General features: G+C 68.4%; 15 protein-coding genes. 11 read left to right on the top strand and 4 right to left on the bottom strand.

The window, feature by feature from the left end; translation table 11 throughout:
* The first annotated feature begins 46 nt into the window (after positions 1–46).
* The gene (locus ACWDU4_RS14160; protein WP_450114540.1) at positions 47–1,192 is read left to right on the top strand and encodes a Rieske 2Fe-2S domain-containing protein; all 1,146 of its coding nucleotides are present in this window, start codon (positions 47–49) and stop codon (positions 1,190–1,192) included.
* 115 nt (positions 1,193–1,307) lie between these two features.
* On the opposite strand, the gene ACWDU4_RS14155 is transcribed toward ACWDU4_RS14160, so the two are convergent.
* Together ACWDU4_RS14155 and ACWDU4_RS14150 are read right to left on the bottom strand one after the other, a co-directional pair.
* Complete coding sequence (locus ACWDU4_RS14155) at positions 1,308–2,072, bottom strand: IclR family transcriptional regulator (protein WP_450114539.1); 765 nt, start codon at positions 2,070–2,072, stop codon at positions 1,308–1,310.
* Between the two features lie 117 nt (positions 2,073–2,189).
* Positions 2,190–2,753 (bottom strand): nuclear transport factor 2 family protein, encoded by a 564-nt coding sequence (locus tag ACWDU4_RS14150; RefSeq protein ID WP_450114538.1) that lies wholly within the window; start codon positions 2,751–2,753, stop codon positions 2,190–2,192.
* 369 nt (positions 2,754–3,122) lie between these two features.
* On the opposite strand from ACWDU4_RS14150, the gene ACWDU4_RS14145 reads away from it, so the two are divergent.
* The 9 genes from ACWDU4_RS14145 to ACWDU4_RS14105 all read left to right on the top strand — a co-directional run bounded on the left by ACWDU4_RS14145 (position 3,123) and on the right by ACWDU4_RS14105 (position 14,133).
* Positions 3,123–4,295: a hydroxylase gene (locus ACWDU4_RS14145; RefSeq protein WP_450114537.1), complete on the top strand. Its 1,173-nt coding sequence runs from the start codon at positions 3,123–3,125 to the stop codon at positions 4,293–4,295.
* A gap of 53 nt (positions 4,296–4,348) precedes the next feature.
* On the top strand, positions 4,349–5,251 hold the full coding sequence (bphC, locus tag ACWDU4_RS14140; protein ID WP_450114536.1) for a biphenyl-2,3-diol 1,2-dioxygenase: 903 nt from the start codon (positions 4,349–4,351) through the stop codon (positions 5,249–5,251).
* A gap of 136 nt (positions 5,252–5,387) precedes the next feature.
* The gene (locus ACWDU4_RS14135; RefSeq protein WP_450114535.1) at positions 5,388–6,704 is read left to right on the top strand and encodes an MFS transporter; all 1,317 of its coding nucleotides are present in this window, start codon (positions 5,388–5,390) and stop codon (positions 6,702–6,704) included.
* A gap of 203 nt (positions 6,705–6,907) precedes the next feature.
* On the top strand, positions 6,908–8,497 hold the full coding sequence (locus ACWDU4_RS14130) for an AMP-binding protein (protein WP_450114568.1): 1,590 nt from the start codon (positions 6,908–6,910) through the stop codon (positions 8,495–8,497).
* 12 nt (positions 8,498–8,509) lie between these two features.
* Positions 8,510–10,168: a sigma-54-dependent Fis family transcriptional regulator gene (locus ACWDU4_RS14125; RefSeq protein WP_450114534.1), complete on the top strand. Its 1,659-nt coding sequence runs from the start codon at positions 8,510–8,512 to the stop codon at positions 10,166–10,168.
* A 122-nt stretch (positions 10,169–10,290) separates the two neighbouring features.
* Complete coding sequence (locus tag ACWDU4_RS14120) at positions 10,291–11,793, top strand: aldehyde dehydrogenase family protein (RefSeq protein ID WP_450114533.1); 1,503 nt, start codon at positions 10,291–10,293, stop codon at positions 11,791–11,793.
* Positions 11,794–11,848: 55 nt separating this feature from the next.
* Positions 11,849–12,961 (top strand): NDMA-dependent alcohol dehydrogenase, encoded by a 1,113-nt coding sequence (locus ACWDU4_RS14115; RefSeq protein ID WP_450114532.1) that lies wholly within the window; start codon positions 11,849–11,851, stop codon positions 12,959–12,961.
* A gap of 98 nt (positions 12,962–13,059) precedes the next feature.
* Positions 13,060–13,350: a GlsB/YeaQ/YmgE family stress response membrane protein gene (locus ACWDU4_RS14110; protein WP_450114531.1), complete on the top strand. Its 291-nt coding sequence runs from the start codon at positions 13,060–13,062 to the stop codon at positions 13,348–13,350.
* A 141-nt stretch (positions 13,351–13,491) separates the two neighbouring features.
* Positions 13,492–14,133, top strand: coding sequence for a YoaK family protein (locus ACWDU4_RS14105; RefSeq protein ID WP_450114567.1), 642 nt, complete (start codon positions 13,492–13,494; stop codon positions 14,131–14,133).
* A 25-nt stretch (positions 14,134–14,158) separates the two neighbouring features.
* On the opposite strand, the gene ACWDU4_RS14100 is transcribed toward ACWDU4_RS14105, so the two are convergent.
* A complete protein-coding gene (locus tag ACWDU4_RS14100; protein ID WP_450114530.1) occupies positions 14,159–14,488 on the bottom strand; it encodes a YnfA family protein in 330 nt (109 codons plus the stop codon).
* Positions 14,489–14,605: 117 nt separating this feature from the next.
* Positions 14,606–15,217: an SACE_7040 family transcriptional regulator gene (locus ACWDU4_RS14095; protein WP_450114529.1), complete on the bottom strand. Its 612-nt coding sequence runs from the start codon at positions 15,215–15,217 to the stop codon at positions 14,606–14,608.
* Between the two features lie 145 nt (positions 15,218–15,362).
* On the opposite strand from ACWDU4_RS14095, the gene ACWDU4_RS14090 reads away from it, so the two are divergent.
* Positions 15,363–16,895 carry a carboxyl transferase domain-containing protein gene (locus ACWDU4_RS14090; RefSeq protein ID WP_450114528.1) on the top strand — a complete coding sequence of 511 codons (1,533 nt, stop codon included), beginning with the start codon at positions 15,363–15,365 and terminating at the stop codon, positions 16,893–16,895.
* Positions 16,896–16,900 lie beyond the last annotated feature (5 nt).

The raw sequence follows: 16,900 nt of genomic DNA, 5'->3' as shown, positions 1-16,900 counted from the left end.
GGACAGCCCGCCCGACCGGTGACCACAGGATCAATTTGGAGGAGACATGACCGTCGACTCGGCCACCGAGCCCGAAGTCAGGAACATCGAGACCGGGAGCAACCCCACCCGCTATGCACGCGGCTGGCACTGCATCGGTCTGGCGGACTCGTTCCGCGACGGCAAGCCGCATCAGGTGAAGATCTTCGGCACCGACCTGGTGGTGTGGGCGGACACCGCCGGAAAGCTCAACGTGCTGGACGCATTCTGCCGGCACATGGGCGGCAACCTGGCGATGGGTGAGATCAAGGGCGACGACATCGCCTGCCCGTTCCACGACTGGCGGTGGGGCGGAAAGGGTCGCTGCACGTCCATTCCCTACGCGCGCCGGGTACCTCCGCTCGCGAAGACGCGGAGCTGGATCAGCCTGGAGCGCAACGGATTGTTCTTCGTCTGGAACGATCCGCAGGGCAACCCGCCCCCGCCCGAGGTCACCATCCCCGAGATCGAGGGGTGGGGCACCGACGAGTGGAGCGAATGGACCTACACGTCCTTCCTCGTCGAGGGCTCGAACTGCCGTGAGATCGTCGACAACGTCGTCGACATGGCGCACTTCTTCTACGTGCACTTCCAGATGCCGGAGTTCTTCAAGAACGTCTTCGAGGGTCACGTCGCGTCGCAGCACATGCGCTCGTACGGGCGCGACGACATCCAGACCGGTGTGCAGTTGGACATGCCCGACGCCGAGACGGTGTCGGACGCGTCGTACCACGGTCCGTCCTTCATGCTCGACACCGTTTACACGATCGCGGGCGGGAACAAGGTCGAGACCAAGCTGATCAACTGTCACTACCCGGTCACCCAGGACTCGTTCGTGCTCCAGTTCGGCACCACGGTCAAGCGGATGGAGGGCGTCTCCGACGAGGAGGCCACGGCGATGGCGACGATGTTCACCGAGGGTGTCGAGACCCAGTTCAAGCAGGACATCGAGATCTGGAAGCACAAGTCCCGGATCGAGAACCCGCTGCTGACCGAGGAGGACGGTCCGGTGTACCAGCTGCGGCGCTGGTACCAGCAGTTCTACGTGGACGTCGAAGACGTCACCGAGGACATGACCAAGCGGTTCGAGTTCGAGGTCGACACCACCCGGGCCCGGCAGAACTGGGCCACCGAGGTCAAGGAGAATCTCGCCAAGATGGCGGCCGAGCAGTAGTCGGTCCGATCGCGAACTGTGCCCCCTGTGTGAACACGCAGGGGGCACAGCTGTTTTCGTCGATCGGACGCGACGGTTGGTTCCGAACGGTGTCGTCGGACCGAGGTGGCGAGCCTCAGGCGGGGACACCGTGCATCGAGCGTGGCTCGTCGATCCGGCGCCATGCCGTCAGCGCCGCCATGCGCACCGGCGCGACCAGGGCCCAGGCATTGATCCGGTCGCTCGGTCCGCAGGCGGAGATCGCGCCGACCGTGGTCCGTCCGTCGCCGATCGCCGCGGCCACGCAGGACGCGCCGACCACCGCTTCGTTCCGATCGAATGCGACCGACCGCTCACGGATGCCGGCGAACTCGCGGCGCAGTTCCGACGGGTCCGCAATGCTGTGCGGGGTGGCGGCGGCCCGGTCGGCCATCGCGAGTTCCGGATCCGCACCGGTCGCCGCGAGCATCGCCTTGCCGAGGGCGGTGTGGACCGCCGCCCGGCGCCCTCCGACCCGGGACGGAAGCGTCATGGAGAAGCCGTTGCCGATTCGCTCGAGGTAGAGCACATCGGGTCCGTCGAGCACCGCGAGATGGATCGTCAGGCCGGTGGTGGCGTGCAGTTGGTGCATGACCGGCAGCGCGGCGCGGTGCACGCTGTCGTGGTGCCGGGCGAGCGACCCGAGCTCGAACATCTTCATGCCGAGTTCGTAGGCGTGCCCACGGCGCCGGATCCACTGCAGGCGAAGGAGTTGCACGAGCATTCGGTGCGTGGACGACCGCGGGAAGCCGGTGCGCCGGGACAGCTCCGAGAGGGTGAGGCGCTCGCTGTCGTTGAAGGCATCGAGCAGGATCGAGACGCGGTCGAGCACTGCGACCGGGGAGTTTTCTTCGCTCGACATGGTGTTTCGCGGACCTCCGTAATCGATACGTCGACGAGCCGGGGACGCACCACGGGTCGCCATTGAGCAAGCGATCAATCAATATGAGAGCGACTATAGCAGCGGTCGTGACGGCCGTCACGTTGCCGGGTTGGGCCGGCCCGCCCGCTGCGGGTCGCGCGCCTTCGTGACCCCGGCGGCGAGTACGGCACGGCCCTCGCCGCCGCCGTCCAGCAGACGGTTCGTCCGCGTCGTCACCCGCCAGCCGTGGGCGGTCCGGGCCAGTTCCCACCGGTTCGCGCTCAGCCGGGTGACCCGGAAGCTCTCGTCGTTGGGGTGTTTGGTGACCAGTTGCGTGTAGAGCGTGGCCACCGCGGTGTCGCCGGTGACGGTGACGTGGGCGGGGCCTGCGACGTGCCCGCATCCGCCGTCGACGAACCCCACGTGCATCTCCGAGGACACCATTGCCGCGATCTCCGCGCGACCCTCGAGGCGCCCGGTGTCGACGTCGTACACCCCGTCCTCGGTCCAGATCTCCGCCACGACCCGCTCGGCGCGGGTGTCGACGGCCGGGCCGTACGAGTAGATGAGCGTGGTGATGTCGAGATGGTCCTGGAGGAGACGGACCCGTTCCTCGAGCGTCCGCAGGCGCCGCTCCGTGTTGTCGGCGTCCACCCTGTCGACGTTTTCGTTGATGGTCATCGCGGTCCTTTCGATGGGCCCGGGCGCGGGGTGCGGAACCGGGAAAGCCGTCGCCCTTCCTAGCCGAGGGCGTTCGGGTCCGCCGCCGGGTTTCCGTCCAGCCGAATGCGGATTCGGTTCGGGCTCGCGCGCTTTCGTGGCTTCTCCCAGTGCGAACCGAGACCGTTCCGTTCATCGGAACACCGCTGTCGGCTCGCAGCGGCGCTGACTACGGTTCGCGGACAGGGCGAAATGTGATCCCGGTGACGGACCGGGCCCTCGCGGGGCCACCGGGCCGCCCCGGATCTTCGTGGTGCCGGCCGTTCCGGTCTTCGGTGGGGGACACCGTCCGGCCACCGCGGTTTGAATTACATCGAATGTGAGGATGCAATGGGACAGGTGCTCGACCGGATCATGGCGCACGCGGACGAGATTCGTGCGCAGGCCCCCGAAGGGGACAGGCTGATGCGCCTGCCGGACACCACGGCCAAGACGCTGCGGGAATCCGGCGTGATCCGGATGCTGCAGCCGAAGGAGTACGGCGGGTTCGAGGCGCACCCGCGCGAGTTCGCGGAGACCGCGATGGCGATCGGCGCAATCGACGGTGCCACCGGATGGGTCTCCGGGATCGTCGGTGTCCACCCGTGGGAGCTCGCCTTCTTCGACCCGAAGGCGCAGGACGAGGTCTGGGGCGCCGACCACGACATGTGGATGGCCTCGCCGTACGCGCCGATGGGCGTCGCGGTCCCCGTGGACGGCGGCTACATTCTCACCGGCCGATGGTCGTTCTCGTCCGGCACCGACCACTGCGGGTGGGTCATGATCGGTGCCGCGGTCGGCGACAAGGACGGCAACCGCACCGACCAGGTCCTGCACGTGCTGCTCCCGCGCAGCGACTACGAGATCGACCAGGACAGCTGGAATGTGATCGGCCTGCGCGGGACCGGCTCGAAGGACCTGATCGTCAAGGATGCGTTCCTCCCGTCCCATCGCACGATCGATGCCGACATCGTCCTCAGCGGCAACGGTGCCAAGCACGCCGGTCGCGACGAGACGCTGTACAAGTTCCCGTTCTCGTACATCTTCCCGCTGGGCATCACCTCGTCGCTGATCGGCATGACCGAGGGCGCGCTGGCCTGCTACATCGCCGCGCAGAAGGAACGCGTCCAGGTCACCGGTGTCCCCATCAAGGAGGACCCGTACGTCCTCTTCGCGATCAGCGAGGCCGCATCGGAGATCTCCGCCGCGCGAATCACGTTGCTGGAGAAGGTCGACCGCTTCTGGGACAAGACCGATCGCGGCGAGGAGATCGGCTTCGAGGAGCGGGCGATCGGCCGCCGCACCCAGATCTCCTCCGCGTGGCGAGCGGTGCGGGCCATGGACGAGGTCTTCGCCCGTGCCGGCGGTGGCGCGGTGCACCTGAAGACGCCGATGCAGCGGTTCTGGCGCGACGCGCACGTCGGTCTCACCCACGCCATTCACGTGCCCGGCATGATCTACCACTCCGCGGCCCTCACCCAGCTCGGTGGCGACCCGCAGGGCGCGTACCGCGCCATGATCTGACCGCGCGCACCGCGGAATGATCTGACCCCCTTCACCATTCGAGGACGACTGACATGACAGAACTGAGAGGTCTCGGCTACCTCCGCATCCAGACACGGGACGTGCCGCGCTGGCGTGAGCTGCTCCTGGACGGTCTCGGCATGGCCGAAGGTTCCGGCCCCGAGCCCGACGGCTTCTACGCCCGCGTCGACGAACGTCGCGCCCGCATCGCGGTGCTTCCCGGTGATTCCGACAGGGCCCTGGCCGTCGGCTGGGAGGTGCGTGACGAGTTCGCGCTCGAGCGGGTGCGTGAGGGCGTCGAGAAGTCCGGACGGACCGTCGAGGTGTTGTCGCGGAAGGACAGCACGTACCTCGACGCCGAGCAGGCGATCGCGTTCGCCGACCCGGCGGGCACCCGCCTCGAGGTGTTCCACGGCCCGGTTCTCGACCACACCCCCGTGGTGACGCCCTTCGCCGGACGCTGGGTAACCGGCGGGCTCGGTCTCGGTCACGTGGTGCTGCCGGCGGCGAACTTCGACGAGACGTACGAGTTCTACACCCAGGTCCTCGGCTTCCTGCCGCGCGGCTCGATCCGGCTCGACGACGAAGGCCTGTCCCGGGTGCGCTTCCTCGGCATCAACGAGCGCCACCACAGCCTCGCGCTGTGCCCCGCTCCGCCGAACGAGGAGCCGGGCCTCGTCCACCTGATGACCGAGGTCGACACCCTCGACGCGGTCGGCCAGGCGCTGGACCGGGTCAACCGCAACGACTTCTCGATCTCGTCGACGTTGGGCCGGCACACCAACGACAAGATGATCTCGTTCTACGTCCGCGCCCCCGGCGGGTGGGATCTCGAGTTCGGTACCGAGGGCATGCTCGTCGACGAGCGGCACTACACGTCGGAGGAGATCACCGCCGACGCCTACTGGGGTCACGACCAGTCGGCGGCCGAGCCCCTCGCCGCCTTCATTCCCTGACGTGCCGACCCGGGGTGGGGTGACTCAGGTCACCTCACCCCCTTTCGGGGGTGGTTCGGACGTGAGCCGCGTCACTACCTTTTCTCGCAGTCCCGGCGAGCACGCCGGGCCCCATCTGCTCTGAGAAGAGGGACCCATGACGACAGTGTCGCCAGCGTCGGAGACCGCGGCAGCGCCCGCGACTCGGACGAGCGTGCGCCGAGTGGCCGTCGCCAGTTGCATCGGCACCACCATCGAGTTCTACGACTTCTTCATCTACGGGACGGCCGCCGCGCTGGTCTTCCCGACCGTGTTCTTCCCCGCCCTCGGTTCCACCGCGGGCACTGTGGCCTCGTTCGCCACGTTCGCGGTCGCGTTCATCGCCCGCCCGGTCGGGGCGATGCTCTTCGGGCACTACGGTGACCGGATCGGGCGGAAGAAGACCCTGGTCTCCACCCTGCTCCTGATGGGCATCTCGACGCTGCTCATCGGCCTGCTGCCCAGCGCCGACACGATCGGCGTCGCGGCCCCCCTGATCCTGGTGCTGCTGCGGTTCGCGCAGGGCTTCGCGGTCGGCGGCGAATGGGCCGGCGCGACTCTGCTCACCGCCGAATACGCACCCCCCGGCAAACGCGGCCTCTACGCGATGTTCCCGCAGCTCGGTCCGGCCATCGCCTTCATCCTCTCCTCGGGAACCTTCCTGGTCACCGGTTCGATCCTCGGCGACACCAACGACACCTTCCTCGCCTGGGGCTGGCGGGTGCCGTTCCTGTTCTCCATCGTGCTCGTGGCGATCGGCCTCTACATGCGCCTGGCGATCGAGGAGACGCCCGTCTTCCGGGCGAATCAGGCTGCGCCGCAGGAGGTGCGGCGGCTGCCCTTCGCGGACGCCTGGCGTCACCAGAGCAAGGAGATCATGCTCTCCGCCGGAGCCCTGGCCACCCTGTTCGCGTTCTTCTACATGGGCACCGCGTTCCTGACCAGCTACGGCACCAAGACGCTCGGCTTCTCGCGACCCTTCGTGCTCTCCGTCGGCATCGCTTCGGCGTTCGTGTTCGGGGCCGCGATCATCGTCTCCGCGCTGTACTCGGACCGGATCGGTCGCCGCAAGGTGATCATGGCGTCCTGCGTCGCGGCACTGGTCTGGGCGCTGGCACTGTTCCCGCTCCTCGACACCGGTTCGCCGGCCGCGTTCGCGATCGGCATGTTCGGCACGCTGACGATCTTCGGCGTCGCGTACGGCCCCTGCGGCGCACTGCTGCCGGAGATGTTCCACACCCGCTACCGGTACACCGGTGCCGGGCTCGGATACAACCTCGCCGGCGTGCTCGGCGGCGCGATCCCGCCGCTGATCGCGGCGCCACTCGCGTCCTCCTTCGGGGGCATCGCCATCGGCGTGATGCTGGCCGCGCTCGCAGTGCTCAGCTTCTTCTGCACCCGGGCCCTGGTCGAGACGAAAGACCTGTCGCTCTAGCTCGGACGGGCGGGGTGTTCGGTTCCCGGACAGTTACCGGCACCTCGCCCGCAGGAGTATGTCGTGGGTCACAATTGTGTGAGTAGCTTCGATTTCAGAGGCATCCGGCCGCCGGGTGCGAGGGAGGACTGACGATGACCGGGACCGCGCCCGCCGCGCCGAGTGCACTGCCCAGCTACGGGTCGGGTGTGTGGGACGCCCCGATGCTGGGGGACACCATCGGCGGCAACCTGGACCGGACGGTGGCCGCGTACGGCGACCGTGACGCCCTCGTCGACCACGCCGGTGGCAGGCGCTGGACGTATGCCGAGTTCGGCGCCGAGGTCGACGCCCTCGCTGCCGGACTCCTGGGGCGCGGAGTGCGCAAGGGGGACCGGGTCGGCATCTGGTCCCCGAACTGCCCGGAATGGACGATCGTGCAGTACGCGACCGCGAAGATCGGCGCCATCCTGGTCAACATCAACCCCGCCTACCGGTCACACGAGCTGCAGTACGTGCTCGAGCAGGCCGGCATCGCGATGCTGATCTCCGCGGCGAGTTTCAAGACCTCCGACTACGCCGCGATGATCGAGCTGGTACGGCCGAACTGTCCGGACCTGGACTCGGTGATCCTGCTCGGCAGTGACGCGTGGCATCGGCTCGTCGCCGACGGGCGCGCCGCGCACACCGCCGACCCGACCGCGGTGGCGCAGGCCCAGGCCGCGCTGTCCGCGGACGATCCGATCAACATCCAGTACACCTCGGGCACAACGGGATTCCCGAAGGGTGCCACGCTCAGTCACCACAACATTCTCAACAACGGCTACTTCGTCGGCGAGTTGTGCCACTACACCGAGCTCGACCGCGTGTGTATCCCGGTGCCGTTCTATCACTGCTTCGGCATGGTCATGGGGAACCTCGCCTGCACCAGCCACGGTGCCGCCATGATCATCCCGGCGCCGGCGTTCGACCCGAAGGCCACCCTCGCTGCCGTGCAGGCAGAGCGCTGCACGTCCCTGTACGGGGTGCCGACGATGTTCATCGCCGAGCTCGCCGACCCGGACTTCGCGAGCTACGACCTGTCGAGCCTGCGGACCGGCATCATGGCGGGATCGCCCTGCCCGGTCGAGGTGATGAAGCAGGTCATCGAACAGATGGGCATGAGCGAGGTCTCCATCTGCTACGGCATGACCGAGACCTCGCCGGTCTCGCTGCAGACCCGCTCCGACGACACCATCGACCAGCGCGTGTCCACCGTCGGCCGGGTCGGCCCGCACCTGGAGGTCAAGATCGTCGATCCGGCAACGGGATTGACTGTGCCGCGCGGTGAGCCGGGGGAGTTGTGCACTCGCGGCTACTCGGTGATGCTCGGCTACTGGAACAACCCGGAGAAGACCGCCGAGGCCATCGATGCGGCGAGGTGGATGCACACCGGCGACATCGGGGTGATGGACGCGGACGGGTACGTCGCGATCACCGGACGTATCAAGGACATGGTGATCCGCGGCGGCGAGAACATCTACCCGCGCGAGATCGAGGAGTTCCTCTACACCCACCCCGACATTCTCGACGCGCAGGTGATTGGTGTGCCCGACGACAGGTACGGCGAGGAATTGATGGTGTGGGTGCGGATGCGCGAGGGCGCCGCACCGCTCGACGCCGATGCGCTGCGCGACTACTGCGCCGGCAAACTCGCCCACTACAAGATCCCCCGCTACGTCCACGTCGTCGACGAGTTCCCGATGACGGTCACCGGCAAGGTCCGCAAGATCGAGATGCGCGAGAAGTCGCTCGAGCTGATCGGCCGGGGCTAGGGCAGCGGACCCATGACAGCGGACGGTGCACTGACGGTCCGGCCCGAGATCGCGCTGTCCTGGAAGCGATCCGCGCTCAGCGGGGTCGACCCGGGCCGTGCGTTCGAGGGCACCCCGACCGACGACCTGGACTTCACCAGCCGGCTGCTTCGCGCGGCCCGGCCGGTGCTCGACGAGGTCGGCCTGCAGATCGCGGGCACCGAACTGTGTCTGCTGCTGGCCGACCCGGATTGCCGCATCGTGGCCCGGGTGTTCGACAACCCGGCGGTGGAACGGCGGATGGAACGCCTCGGCGTCGTCGTCGGATCACGTTTCGGGGAGGACCGGGCGGGGACCAACGCGCTCGGGACCCCGCTGGAGGTGCGCCGCGGCGTCGTGGTCAACGGTGCCGAGCACTACCTCGAGCAGTTCAAGGACCTGAGCTGCTACGGGCACCCGATCATCCACCCGGTGACCCGCCGAGTCGAAGGCATCCTCGACATGACCTGCATCGGTCCGCAGGTGAACTCGCTGTTCGCGCCGTTCCTCCAGCGAGCCGCCGCCGACATCGAGGGACGGCTGCTGGCCGGGGCACGCGCATCCGAGCAGCGACTCGTCGATGCGTTCCACCGGGTCTCACCCCAGCGGCAGACCGCCGTCGCCGCGATCGGGGAGGATCTCCTGCTGTCCAACCGCGCGGCCCAGGAGATGCTCGATGGCACCGATCACGCGGTGCTGCGCGGACTGGCCGCGGATCTGAAACCCGACCAGTCCAGAACCGTGCACCTCGAACTCGCGTCCGGGGAGGCGGTCACCGTGCGGGCCGACCGGGTCGCGGGTGCGGACGGCGGGGCGTTGTTTCTCGTGCAGCCCGTCGACCGTCAGGCAACCCCGGTGCCGAGGGGGAGCGCGAGAGTCGAACCGGGGCAGCGGGTCCGGCGTGAACTCGAGCGGCTTCGGACCGTGTCCGGATCCGTGGCGGTGCTCGGTGAACCCGGGTCGGGGCGCACCGTCGCCGCCCGGGATGTCGCTGGTGACGATCCGGCGCGGTGGTTCGATGCGTCGGACATCGTGCTGCGTGGTCTCGATTCCTGGATCGGCGATCTCGCTCCGTGTCTGGTCGGACGTGGCGTCGTCGTCGTTGAGGAGGCGCAGTTGCTGCCGGAGGCGGTGCTACCACTGCTGGCCGCGGCGCTCGCCGGCGAGGAACCGCGCATCGTGCTCACCGCTTGCCCCGAGGTCGACCTGCCCCGGCCGGTCGCGTCACTGATGGCGCGGTGTCCCGAGCGGGTGACGCTGCCCCCGCTGCGCGAGCGTCGCGACGAGGTGGCCGACCTCGCGCAGGCGATGCTCGACGAGTGCGCGCCGGGAACCCGCCTCACCGGCTCGGCGCGCGAGGCCGTGGCGGCGGCCCGGTGGCCAGGGAACCTCGCCGAGCTGAGAGTGGTGATGGCGCAGGTGGCGGCCGCCCCCCGCGCCGCGATCACGGTCGACGACCTGCCACCGCGGTATCGGACCTCCGATCGGGTGAGCAGGCTCGGTGGCCGTGAGCGGGCCGAGCGTCAGGCGATCGTCGACGCGCTCGCGGACTGCTCCGGAAACAAGGTGCACGCGGCCGCGCAGCTGGGGATCAGTCGCAGCACCCTGTACACCCGCATGCGCGCACTCGACGTGAGCGCTTCGCGTCCGTGAGTTGATTTCCCCGGTCACTCACGGCCGGCGCAGCTGCACAGGTGTCCGAACCTTGGACAGTTGGCAGCCCGGAACTTCGAGAACTATGGCGTACGTCACATCGTCAGTTCGAAGGAGTTCCGATGACAGCGATCGCCGACTTCCCGCTGGCCGCCCGGGTCCAGGGTTTCCTGGCCGGAGGCCCGAAGAAGCTCTTGATCGGGGGCGAGTGGGTGGAGGCGGCCTCCGGTCGCACCTTCCCGACGTACGACCCGGCCACCGGCAACGTGCTCACCGAGGTCGCGCACGGCCAGGCCGAGGACGTCGACCGGGCGGTGCGGGCCGCACGGCGGGCGTTCGACGAGGGGTCGTGGGCGTCGATGAAGCCGAATCAGCGGGAACGGCTGATCTGGCGTGTCGGGGACATCCTCAGTGAGCGAGCCGAGGAGTTCGGACAGTTGGAGGCCCTCGACAACGGCAAGTCCGCGGGCATCGCGTCCGCCGTCGACGTGGCCTGGGCCGCGGACGTGTTCCGCTACTACGCGGGCTGGGCCACCAAGATCGAGGGCAGCACCGTCAACGTGTCGATGCCGTTCGCCCCGGATGCCCAGTTCCACGCCTACACGCTGCGCGAACCGGTCGGCGTGTGCGGGCTGATCGTGCCGTGGAACTTCCCGCTGCTGATGGCGGCGTGGAAGCTGGCTCCCGCCCTCGCCGCCGGCAACACCGTCATCCTCAAGCCTGCCGAGCAGACACCCCTCACCGCACTGCTGCTCGGAGAGGTGTTCCAGGAAGCCGGATTCCCGCCCGGCGTGGTCAACATCGTCAGCGGCTTCGGCGACGCCGGCGCCGCGCTCTCGGCCCACGAGAGTGTCGACAAGATCGCGTTCACCGGATCGACCGAGGTGGGCAAGAAGATCGTCGACGCGGCGAAGGGCAACCTGAAGAAGGTCACCCTCGAACTCGGCGGCAAGAGCCCGAACATCGTGTTCGCGGACGCGGACTTCGACGCCGCCGTGGAGGGGTCGCTGAACGCCTGGCTGTTCAATCACGGGCAGTGCTGTGTCGCGGGGACTCGACTCTTCGTGGAGGACAAGATCTTCGACGAGTTCACGCAGGCCGTCGCAAGCGCCGCCAGTCAGGTGAAGATCGGCCCCGGCCTCGATCCCGCCACCCAGCTCGGGCCGCTGGTGTCGCAGGAACAGTTCGACAAGGTCACCGGCTACCTCGCCGCCGGGCTCGCGGACGGCGCGCGGGCGCTGACGGGCGGCAAGCGCTGGGGCGAGACCGGCTACTTCGTCGAACCGACCGTGTTCGTGGACGTCAAGCCCGAGTTCTCGATCGTGCGCGAGGAGATCTTCGGTCCCGTCGTCGCGGCGCTGCCGTTCAACGCGGAGACCGGCGTCGCCGCCGCGGCCAACGACTCGATCTACGGCCTGGCCGCGGGAATCTGGACCAAGGACATCTCCAAGGCGCACCGCACCGCCCGGCAGATCAAGGCCGGGTCGGTGTGGATCAACCAGTACAACGGCTTCGACACCGCGATGCCGTTCGGCGGCTACAAGCAGTCCGGCTGGGGTCGCGAGCTGGGTGCCGCCGGCCTCGACGCCTACACCATCACCAAGTCCGTCAACGTCGCGCTGTGACAGTACGACCCGACCCTCCAACCCCCGACCGGTTCGTTCGAAGAAGGAGAAACACATGAAGACCACAGCTGCAGTCCTGCTCGAGGCCGGTAAGCCGTTCGAGATCATGGAACTCGAACTCGACGGACCCGGTCCGGGCGAGGTACTGATCAAGTACACCGCCGCGGGCCTGTGTCACTCGGACCTGCACCTGACGGACGGGGACCTGCCGCCGAGGTACCCGATCGTCGGCGGGCACGAGGGCTCCGGGATCATCGAGGAGGTCGGCCCGGGCGTCACCAAGGTCAAGCCGGGCGATCACGTCGTGTGCAGTTTCATCCCGAACTGCGGCACCTGTCGCTACTGCTCGACGGGTCGGCAGAACCTGTGCGACATGGGCGCCACCATCCTCGAGGGGTCGATGCCGGACGGCACGTTCCGGTTTCACTCCAAGGGAACGGATTTCGGTGCGATGTGCATGCTCGGCACCTTCGCCGAGCGGGCCACCATCTCCCAGCACTCGGTCGTCAAGGTGGACGACTGGCTGCCGCTCGAGACCGCGGTTCTCGTCGGGTGTGGCGTGCCGTCCGGGTGGGGCACCGCCGTCAACGCGGGTAATCTGCGTGCCGGGGACACCGCCGTCGTCTACGGCGTCGGAGGGCTCGGCATCAACGCGATCCAGGGTGCGGTGAGCGCGGGCTGCAAGTACGTCGTGGCGGTGGACCCGGTTCCGCTCAAGCGGGAGACCGCGCTGAAATTCGGTGCCACACACGCCTTCCCCGATGCGGCGAGCGCGGCCGAGAAGGTGGCGGAGCTGACCTGGGGACAGGGCGCGGATGCGGCCCTCATCCTGGTCGGCACCGTCGACGAAGAGGTCGTCTCCGCCGCGACCGCCGTGATCGGCAAGGGCGGCACCGTCGTCATCACTGGACTCGCCGACCCAACGAAGCTGACCGTGCACGTCTCGGGCTGCGACCTGACCCTGAACCAGAAGACCATCAAGGGGTCGCTGTTCGGGTCGATGAACCCGCAGTACGACATCGTCAAGCTGCTGCGTCTCTACGATGCGGGCCAGCTGAAACTCGACGAGTTGGTCACCACGCAGTACCGCCTCGAAGACGTCAACCAGGGCTACCAGGACCTGCGAGACGGCAAGAACATTCGAGGCGTGATCGTGCACTCGCAGTAGTCCGTGCCGTCGCGGGGGTTCCTCTCGGTGCCGCACTGTGCCACCATCGAAGGGTTACAGACTTCTCGTGCGGTTCGGTGTCCGAGAGGAGATCCGCAATGTTCTGGAACATCGTTGGCACCATCATCTTCGGTGCCGTCATCGGGGTACTCGCCCGCCTCGTCCTGCCCGGCAAGCAGGAGATGGGGTGGGTGATCACCGTGGTGCTCGGCATCGCGGGCGCACTCATCGGGTACTGGGTGTGGAACGGCCTGCTCGGCAAGGGTGACACCAGTGGGATCGACTGGATCCGCTGGGTCATCAGCATCGCGGCCGCAGCCGTGCTCGCTCTCGGGTACCAGGCGATCTCGCGGGGTATGGACCACTCCGGTCACGCCAGACACGCGTAGTCCTCGGGTGACGCCCGCTCGGCGTCGTCCGGGTGCATGATCACCGAGATCCCCCCGCGCCGGACCGCGCGGGGGGATCCCACGCGTGCGAGGATCCCCTCAGGGGTGCGCACGGACAATCATCGGAGGACATGCGCTGTGGTGGTGGACGCCGGTCGCAGAACCTACGCGATCGCGGTGGTTCTCGCCGCCCTTGCCGGCTACGTCGACGCGATGGGGTTCATCACGCTCGGCGGATTCTTCGTCTCGTTCATGAGCGGTAACACCACCAGGATGGGTGTCGCCGTCGTCGACGGAAACTGGCACCCGGCGCTCGTCGGTGCAGGGGTCATCGGCCTGTTCGTGCTCGGAGTCGTCCTCGGCGCGCTCGTCGGTGAACGGGCCGGGACCCGGCGCGGCTCGGTGGTCATGATCGTGGTGGCCGTCCTGGTCTCGATCGCGGCAGTGGTGTCCGGCTTCGGTCCGGAGCAGGTTGTCATCGCGGCACTGGCACTGGCGATGGGTGCCGAGAACACGGTGTTCGACCGCGGCGACGGGGCGTCGATCAGCCTGACCTACATGACCGGGACGCTGGTGAAACTGGGGCGCAGCATCGCCGCCGCCGTGACGGGTGGTCCGCGCTGGGAGTGGTCCCGGTACGCGGGTCTGTGGGGCGGACTGCTGGCGGGCGTGGTCGCCGGGACCGCCGCCCACCGTGGCATCGGGCTGGCGGGGTTGTGGGTCGCCGTCGTGACGGCGCTGGCGCTCGCGGTGGCCTTCGCGAACCGGTCCCGCTCGGCCTGAACCCGCTCGGAATCAGGCCGCGGCCTCACCGCGGCGGATACATGATGACGCCGACCCCGGCCAGGCAGATCAACGCCCCGATCACGTCCCACCGGTCGGGGCGGAAGCCGTCGAAGGCCATCGCCCACGCCAGCGAGCCGGCGACGAAGACTCCGCCGTACGCGGCCAGGATGCGTCCGAAGTTCGCGTCCGGCTGCAGCGTGGCGACGAAACCGTAGACGCCGAGCGCGATCACCCCGAGCCCGGCCCACAGCCAGCCGCGGTGCTCGCGCACACCCTGCCACACCAGCCACGCGCCGCCGATCTCGAACACGGCGGCGACGGCGAACAGGGCGACGGACTTCGCGACGGTCATGGGCGCGACGATATCCGCGAACCGGATTCGGGTCGGGGCGGACCTCGCAACGGGGCCGGTGGGCCTACCGTGGACGGTGTGCAGGCGCGGCGAGCGGCCGACGGCCACCGCCTCGCGTCACACTCCCGGCGCCAGTGCCGCGACGGTCATTCGCCGCAGCACGTCGCGGGTGTGCGTGGGGGTGGTCCGCGCCGCGCTGTGCGGTGTCGAGTTGATCAGGCCGAAGGTTGCGTGCGCCTTGGTTCGGGCCTCGGTCTCCGACAATGCCGGGTCCGTTTCCCGCAGCACCTGCACCCACAGCTCGACGTACCGGCGCTGGAACTGGCGCACCTGCCGGCGCGCGGCCTCGGGCAGCGACCCGAGATCGCGGTCCTGGACCCGGATCAGGTCGGACTCGCCGAGTGCGAAGTCCAGATGGAACTCGATCAGACCGGCGAGCGCGGAGTGCGCGTCCCGCGCGGATTCGACCACGTCGGTGCCGCCGTCGAACAGGCGCGCACTGATATCCACCAGCAGTTCGACCAGCAACGCCTCCTTGTTGGAGAAGTGCCGGTAGACGGCGGGGCCGCTGATGCCCACCGCGGAGCCGAGGTCCTCGAGGCGCACCCCGGCGTATCCGCGCTCGGCGATCAACCGGGAGGCGGCCTGCAACAGCTGACGGCGCCGGTCGGCCTTGGCCTGGCTGCGACGGGTGGGTGCCGGAGCTTCCGCGGTGTTCGGGTCCGACACGCGGGTTCTCCTCTCCGGATGGGGGTCTGGACAACTCAGTTAAGCACAGTTATCTTAAATTCGGTTATTGATAGTTAACCGAAATGGTGTCGACGGCAACGTTGGTGCCGGAGCCACGAGTGGCACGGACCGGACAGGCGGCGAGATGGGCTTCGACCGAGCAGGCAACAGGGACGATCACGAGCGGTTGGTGAAGGAGCTGCGCGAGCGGCTCGCGACCGCGGCCCTCGGCGGCAGTGAGAAGTCGCGGCAGCGGCACGTCGACCGCGGCAAGCTGCTCCCGCGCGACCGGGTGAACACGCTGCTGGACGCGGGCAGCCCGTTCCTGGAGTTCTCGCCGTTGGCGGCGAACGGCCTCTACGGCGACGAGTGCCCCGGCGCGGGCATGATCGCCGGGATCGGCCGGGTCTCCGGCCGCGAGTGCGTGATCGTCGCAAACGACGCCACGGTCAAGGGCGGCACCTACTACCCGATGACGGTGAAGAAGCACCTGCGGGCGCAGGAGATCGCGCTGCAGAACAACCTGCCGTGCATCTACCTCGTCGACTCCGGTGGCGCGTTCCTGCCGCGGCAGGACGAGGTGTTCCCGGACCGCGAGCACTTCGGCCGGATCTTCTTCAACCAGGCGACGATGAGCGCGAAGGGGATCGCGCAGATCGCGTCGGTGATGGGCTCGTGCACCGCCGGTGGCGCGTACGTGCCGGCGATGAGCGACGAGGCCGTCATCGTCCGCAACCAGGGCACCATCTTCCTCGGCGGCCCGCCGCTGGTGAAGGCCGCGACCGGTGAGGTCGTCACGGCGGAGGAGCTCGGCGGCGGTGACCTGCACTCGAAGGTCTCCGGTGTCACCGACCATCTCGCCGCGGACGATCAGGACGCGCTGCGGATCGTGCGGAACATCGTCTCCACCCTGGGCCCGCGCAGTCCGCGGCCGTGGGACGTGGTCGAGACCGTCGACGCGGTCGCCGATCAGACCGAGCTCTACGACGTGGTCCCGACCGACCCGCGCACCCCGTACGACGTGCACGAGGTCATCACCCGGGTCGTCGACGGCGGGGAGTTCCAGGAGTTCAAGGCGGAGTACGGCAAGACCCTGGTCACCGGTTTCGCGCGGATCCACGGGCACCCGGTCGGGATCGTCGCCAACAACGGTGTGCTGTTCGCCGAGTCGGCGATGAAGGGCGCGCACTTCATCGAACTGTGCGACAAGCGGTCGGTCCCGCTGCTGTTCCTGCAGAACATCGCCGGGTTCATGGTCGGCCGCGACTACGAGGCAGGCGGCATCGCCAAGCACGGTGCCAAGATGGTCACCGCGGTCGCTTGTGCACGGGTGCCGAAGCTGACCGTCGTCATCGGCGGCTCCTACGGTGCGGGCAACTACTCGATGTGCGGGCGCGCGTACTCGCCGCGGTTCCTGTGGATGTGGCCCAACGCCCGGATCTCCGTGATGGGCGGCGAGCAGGCCGCGTCGGTGCTCGGCACCGTCGGCTCGGGCAGCGACCCCGACGAGATCCGCGCCCAGTACGAGGCCCAGGGCAACCCGTACTACTCGACCGCCCGGCTGTGGGACGACGGCATCATCGACCCGGCCGACACCAGAGATGTTCTGGGACTGGCCCTGTCGGTGTGCGCGAACGCGCCGATCGAGCCGGTGTCCTACGGCGTCTTCCGGATGTGAGTGAC

This window comes from Rhodococcus sp. NPDC003348 (genome assembly GCF_053589375.1).
The sequence above is the reverse complement of the archived record's forward strand: the minus strand, read 5'-3'. Positions and strand labels throughout refer to the sequence as shown.

Excerpts from the sequence above, each read along its gene's own strand:
- ACWDU4_RS14110 (WP_450114531.1), top strand. The coding sequence starts at position 13,060 with ATGTTCTGGAACATCGTTGGCACCATCATCTTCGGTGCCGTCATCGGG.
- ACWDU4_RS14145 (WP_450114537.1), top strand. The coding sequence starts at position 3,123 with ATGGGACAGGTGCTCGACCGGATCATGGCGCACGCGGACGAGATTCGT.
- ACWDU4_RS14115 (WP_450114532.1), top strand. The coding sequence starts at position 11,849 with ATGAAGACCACAGCTGCAGTCCTGCTCGAGGCCGGTAAGCCGTTCGAG.
- ACWDU4_RS14100 (WP_450114530.1), bottom strand. The coding sequence starts at position 14,488 with ATGACCGTCGCGAAGTCCGTCGCCCTGTTCGCCGTCGCCGCCGTGTTC.
- ACWDU4_RS14150 (WP_450114538.1), bottom strand. The coding sequence starts at position 2,753 with ATGACCATCAACGAAAACGTCGACAGGGTGGACGCCGACAACACGGAG.
- ACWDU4_RS14135 (WP_450114535.1), top strand. The coding sequence starts at position 5,388 with ATGACGACAGTGTCGCCAGCGTCGGAGACCGCGGCAGCGCCCGCGACT.
- ACWDU4_RS14125 (WP_450114534.1), top strand. The coding sequence starts at position 8,510 with ATGACAGCGGACGGTGCACTGACGGTCCGGCCCGAGATCGCGCTGTCC.
- ACWDU4_RS14120 (WP_450114533.1), top strand. The coding sequence starts at position 10,291 with ATGACAGCGATCGCCGACTTCCCGCTGGCCGCCCGGGTCCAGGGTTTC.
- bphC (WP_450114536.1), top strand. The coding sequence starts at position 4,349 with ATGACAGAACTGAGAGGTCTCGGCTACCTCCGCATCCAGACACGGGAC.
- ACWDU4_RS14090 (WP_450114528.1), top strand. The coding sequence starts at position 15,363 with ATGGGCTTCGACCGAGCAGGCAACAGGGACGATCACGAGCGGTTGGTG.
- ACWDU4_RS14130 (WP_450114568.1), top strand. The coding sequence starts at position 6,908 with ATGCTGGGGGACACCATCGGCGGCAACCTGGACCGGACGGTGGCCGCG.
- ACWDU4_RS14155 (WP_450114539.1), bottom strand. The coding sequence starts at position 2,072 with ATGTCGAGCGAAGAAAACTCCCCGGTCGCAGTGCTCGACCGCGTCTCG.
- ACWDU4_RS14160 (WP_450114540.1), top strand. The coding sequence starts at position 47 with ATGACCGTCGACTCGGCCACCGAGCCCGAAGTCAGGAACATCGAGACC.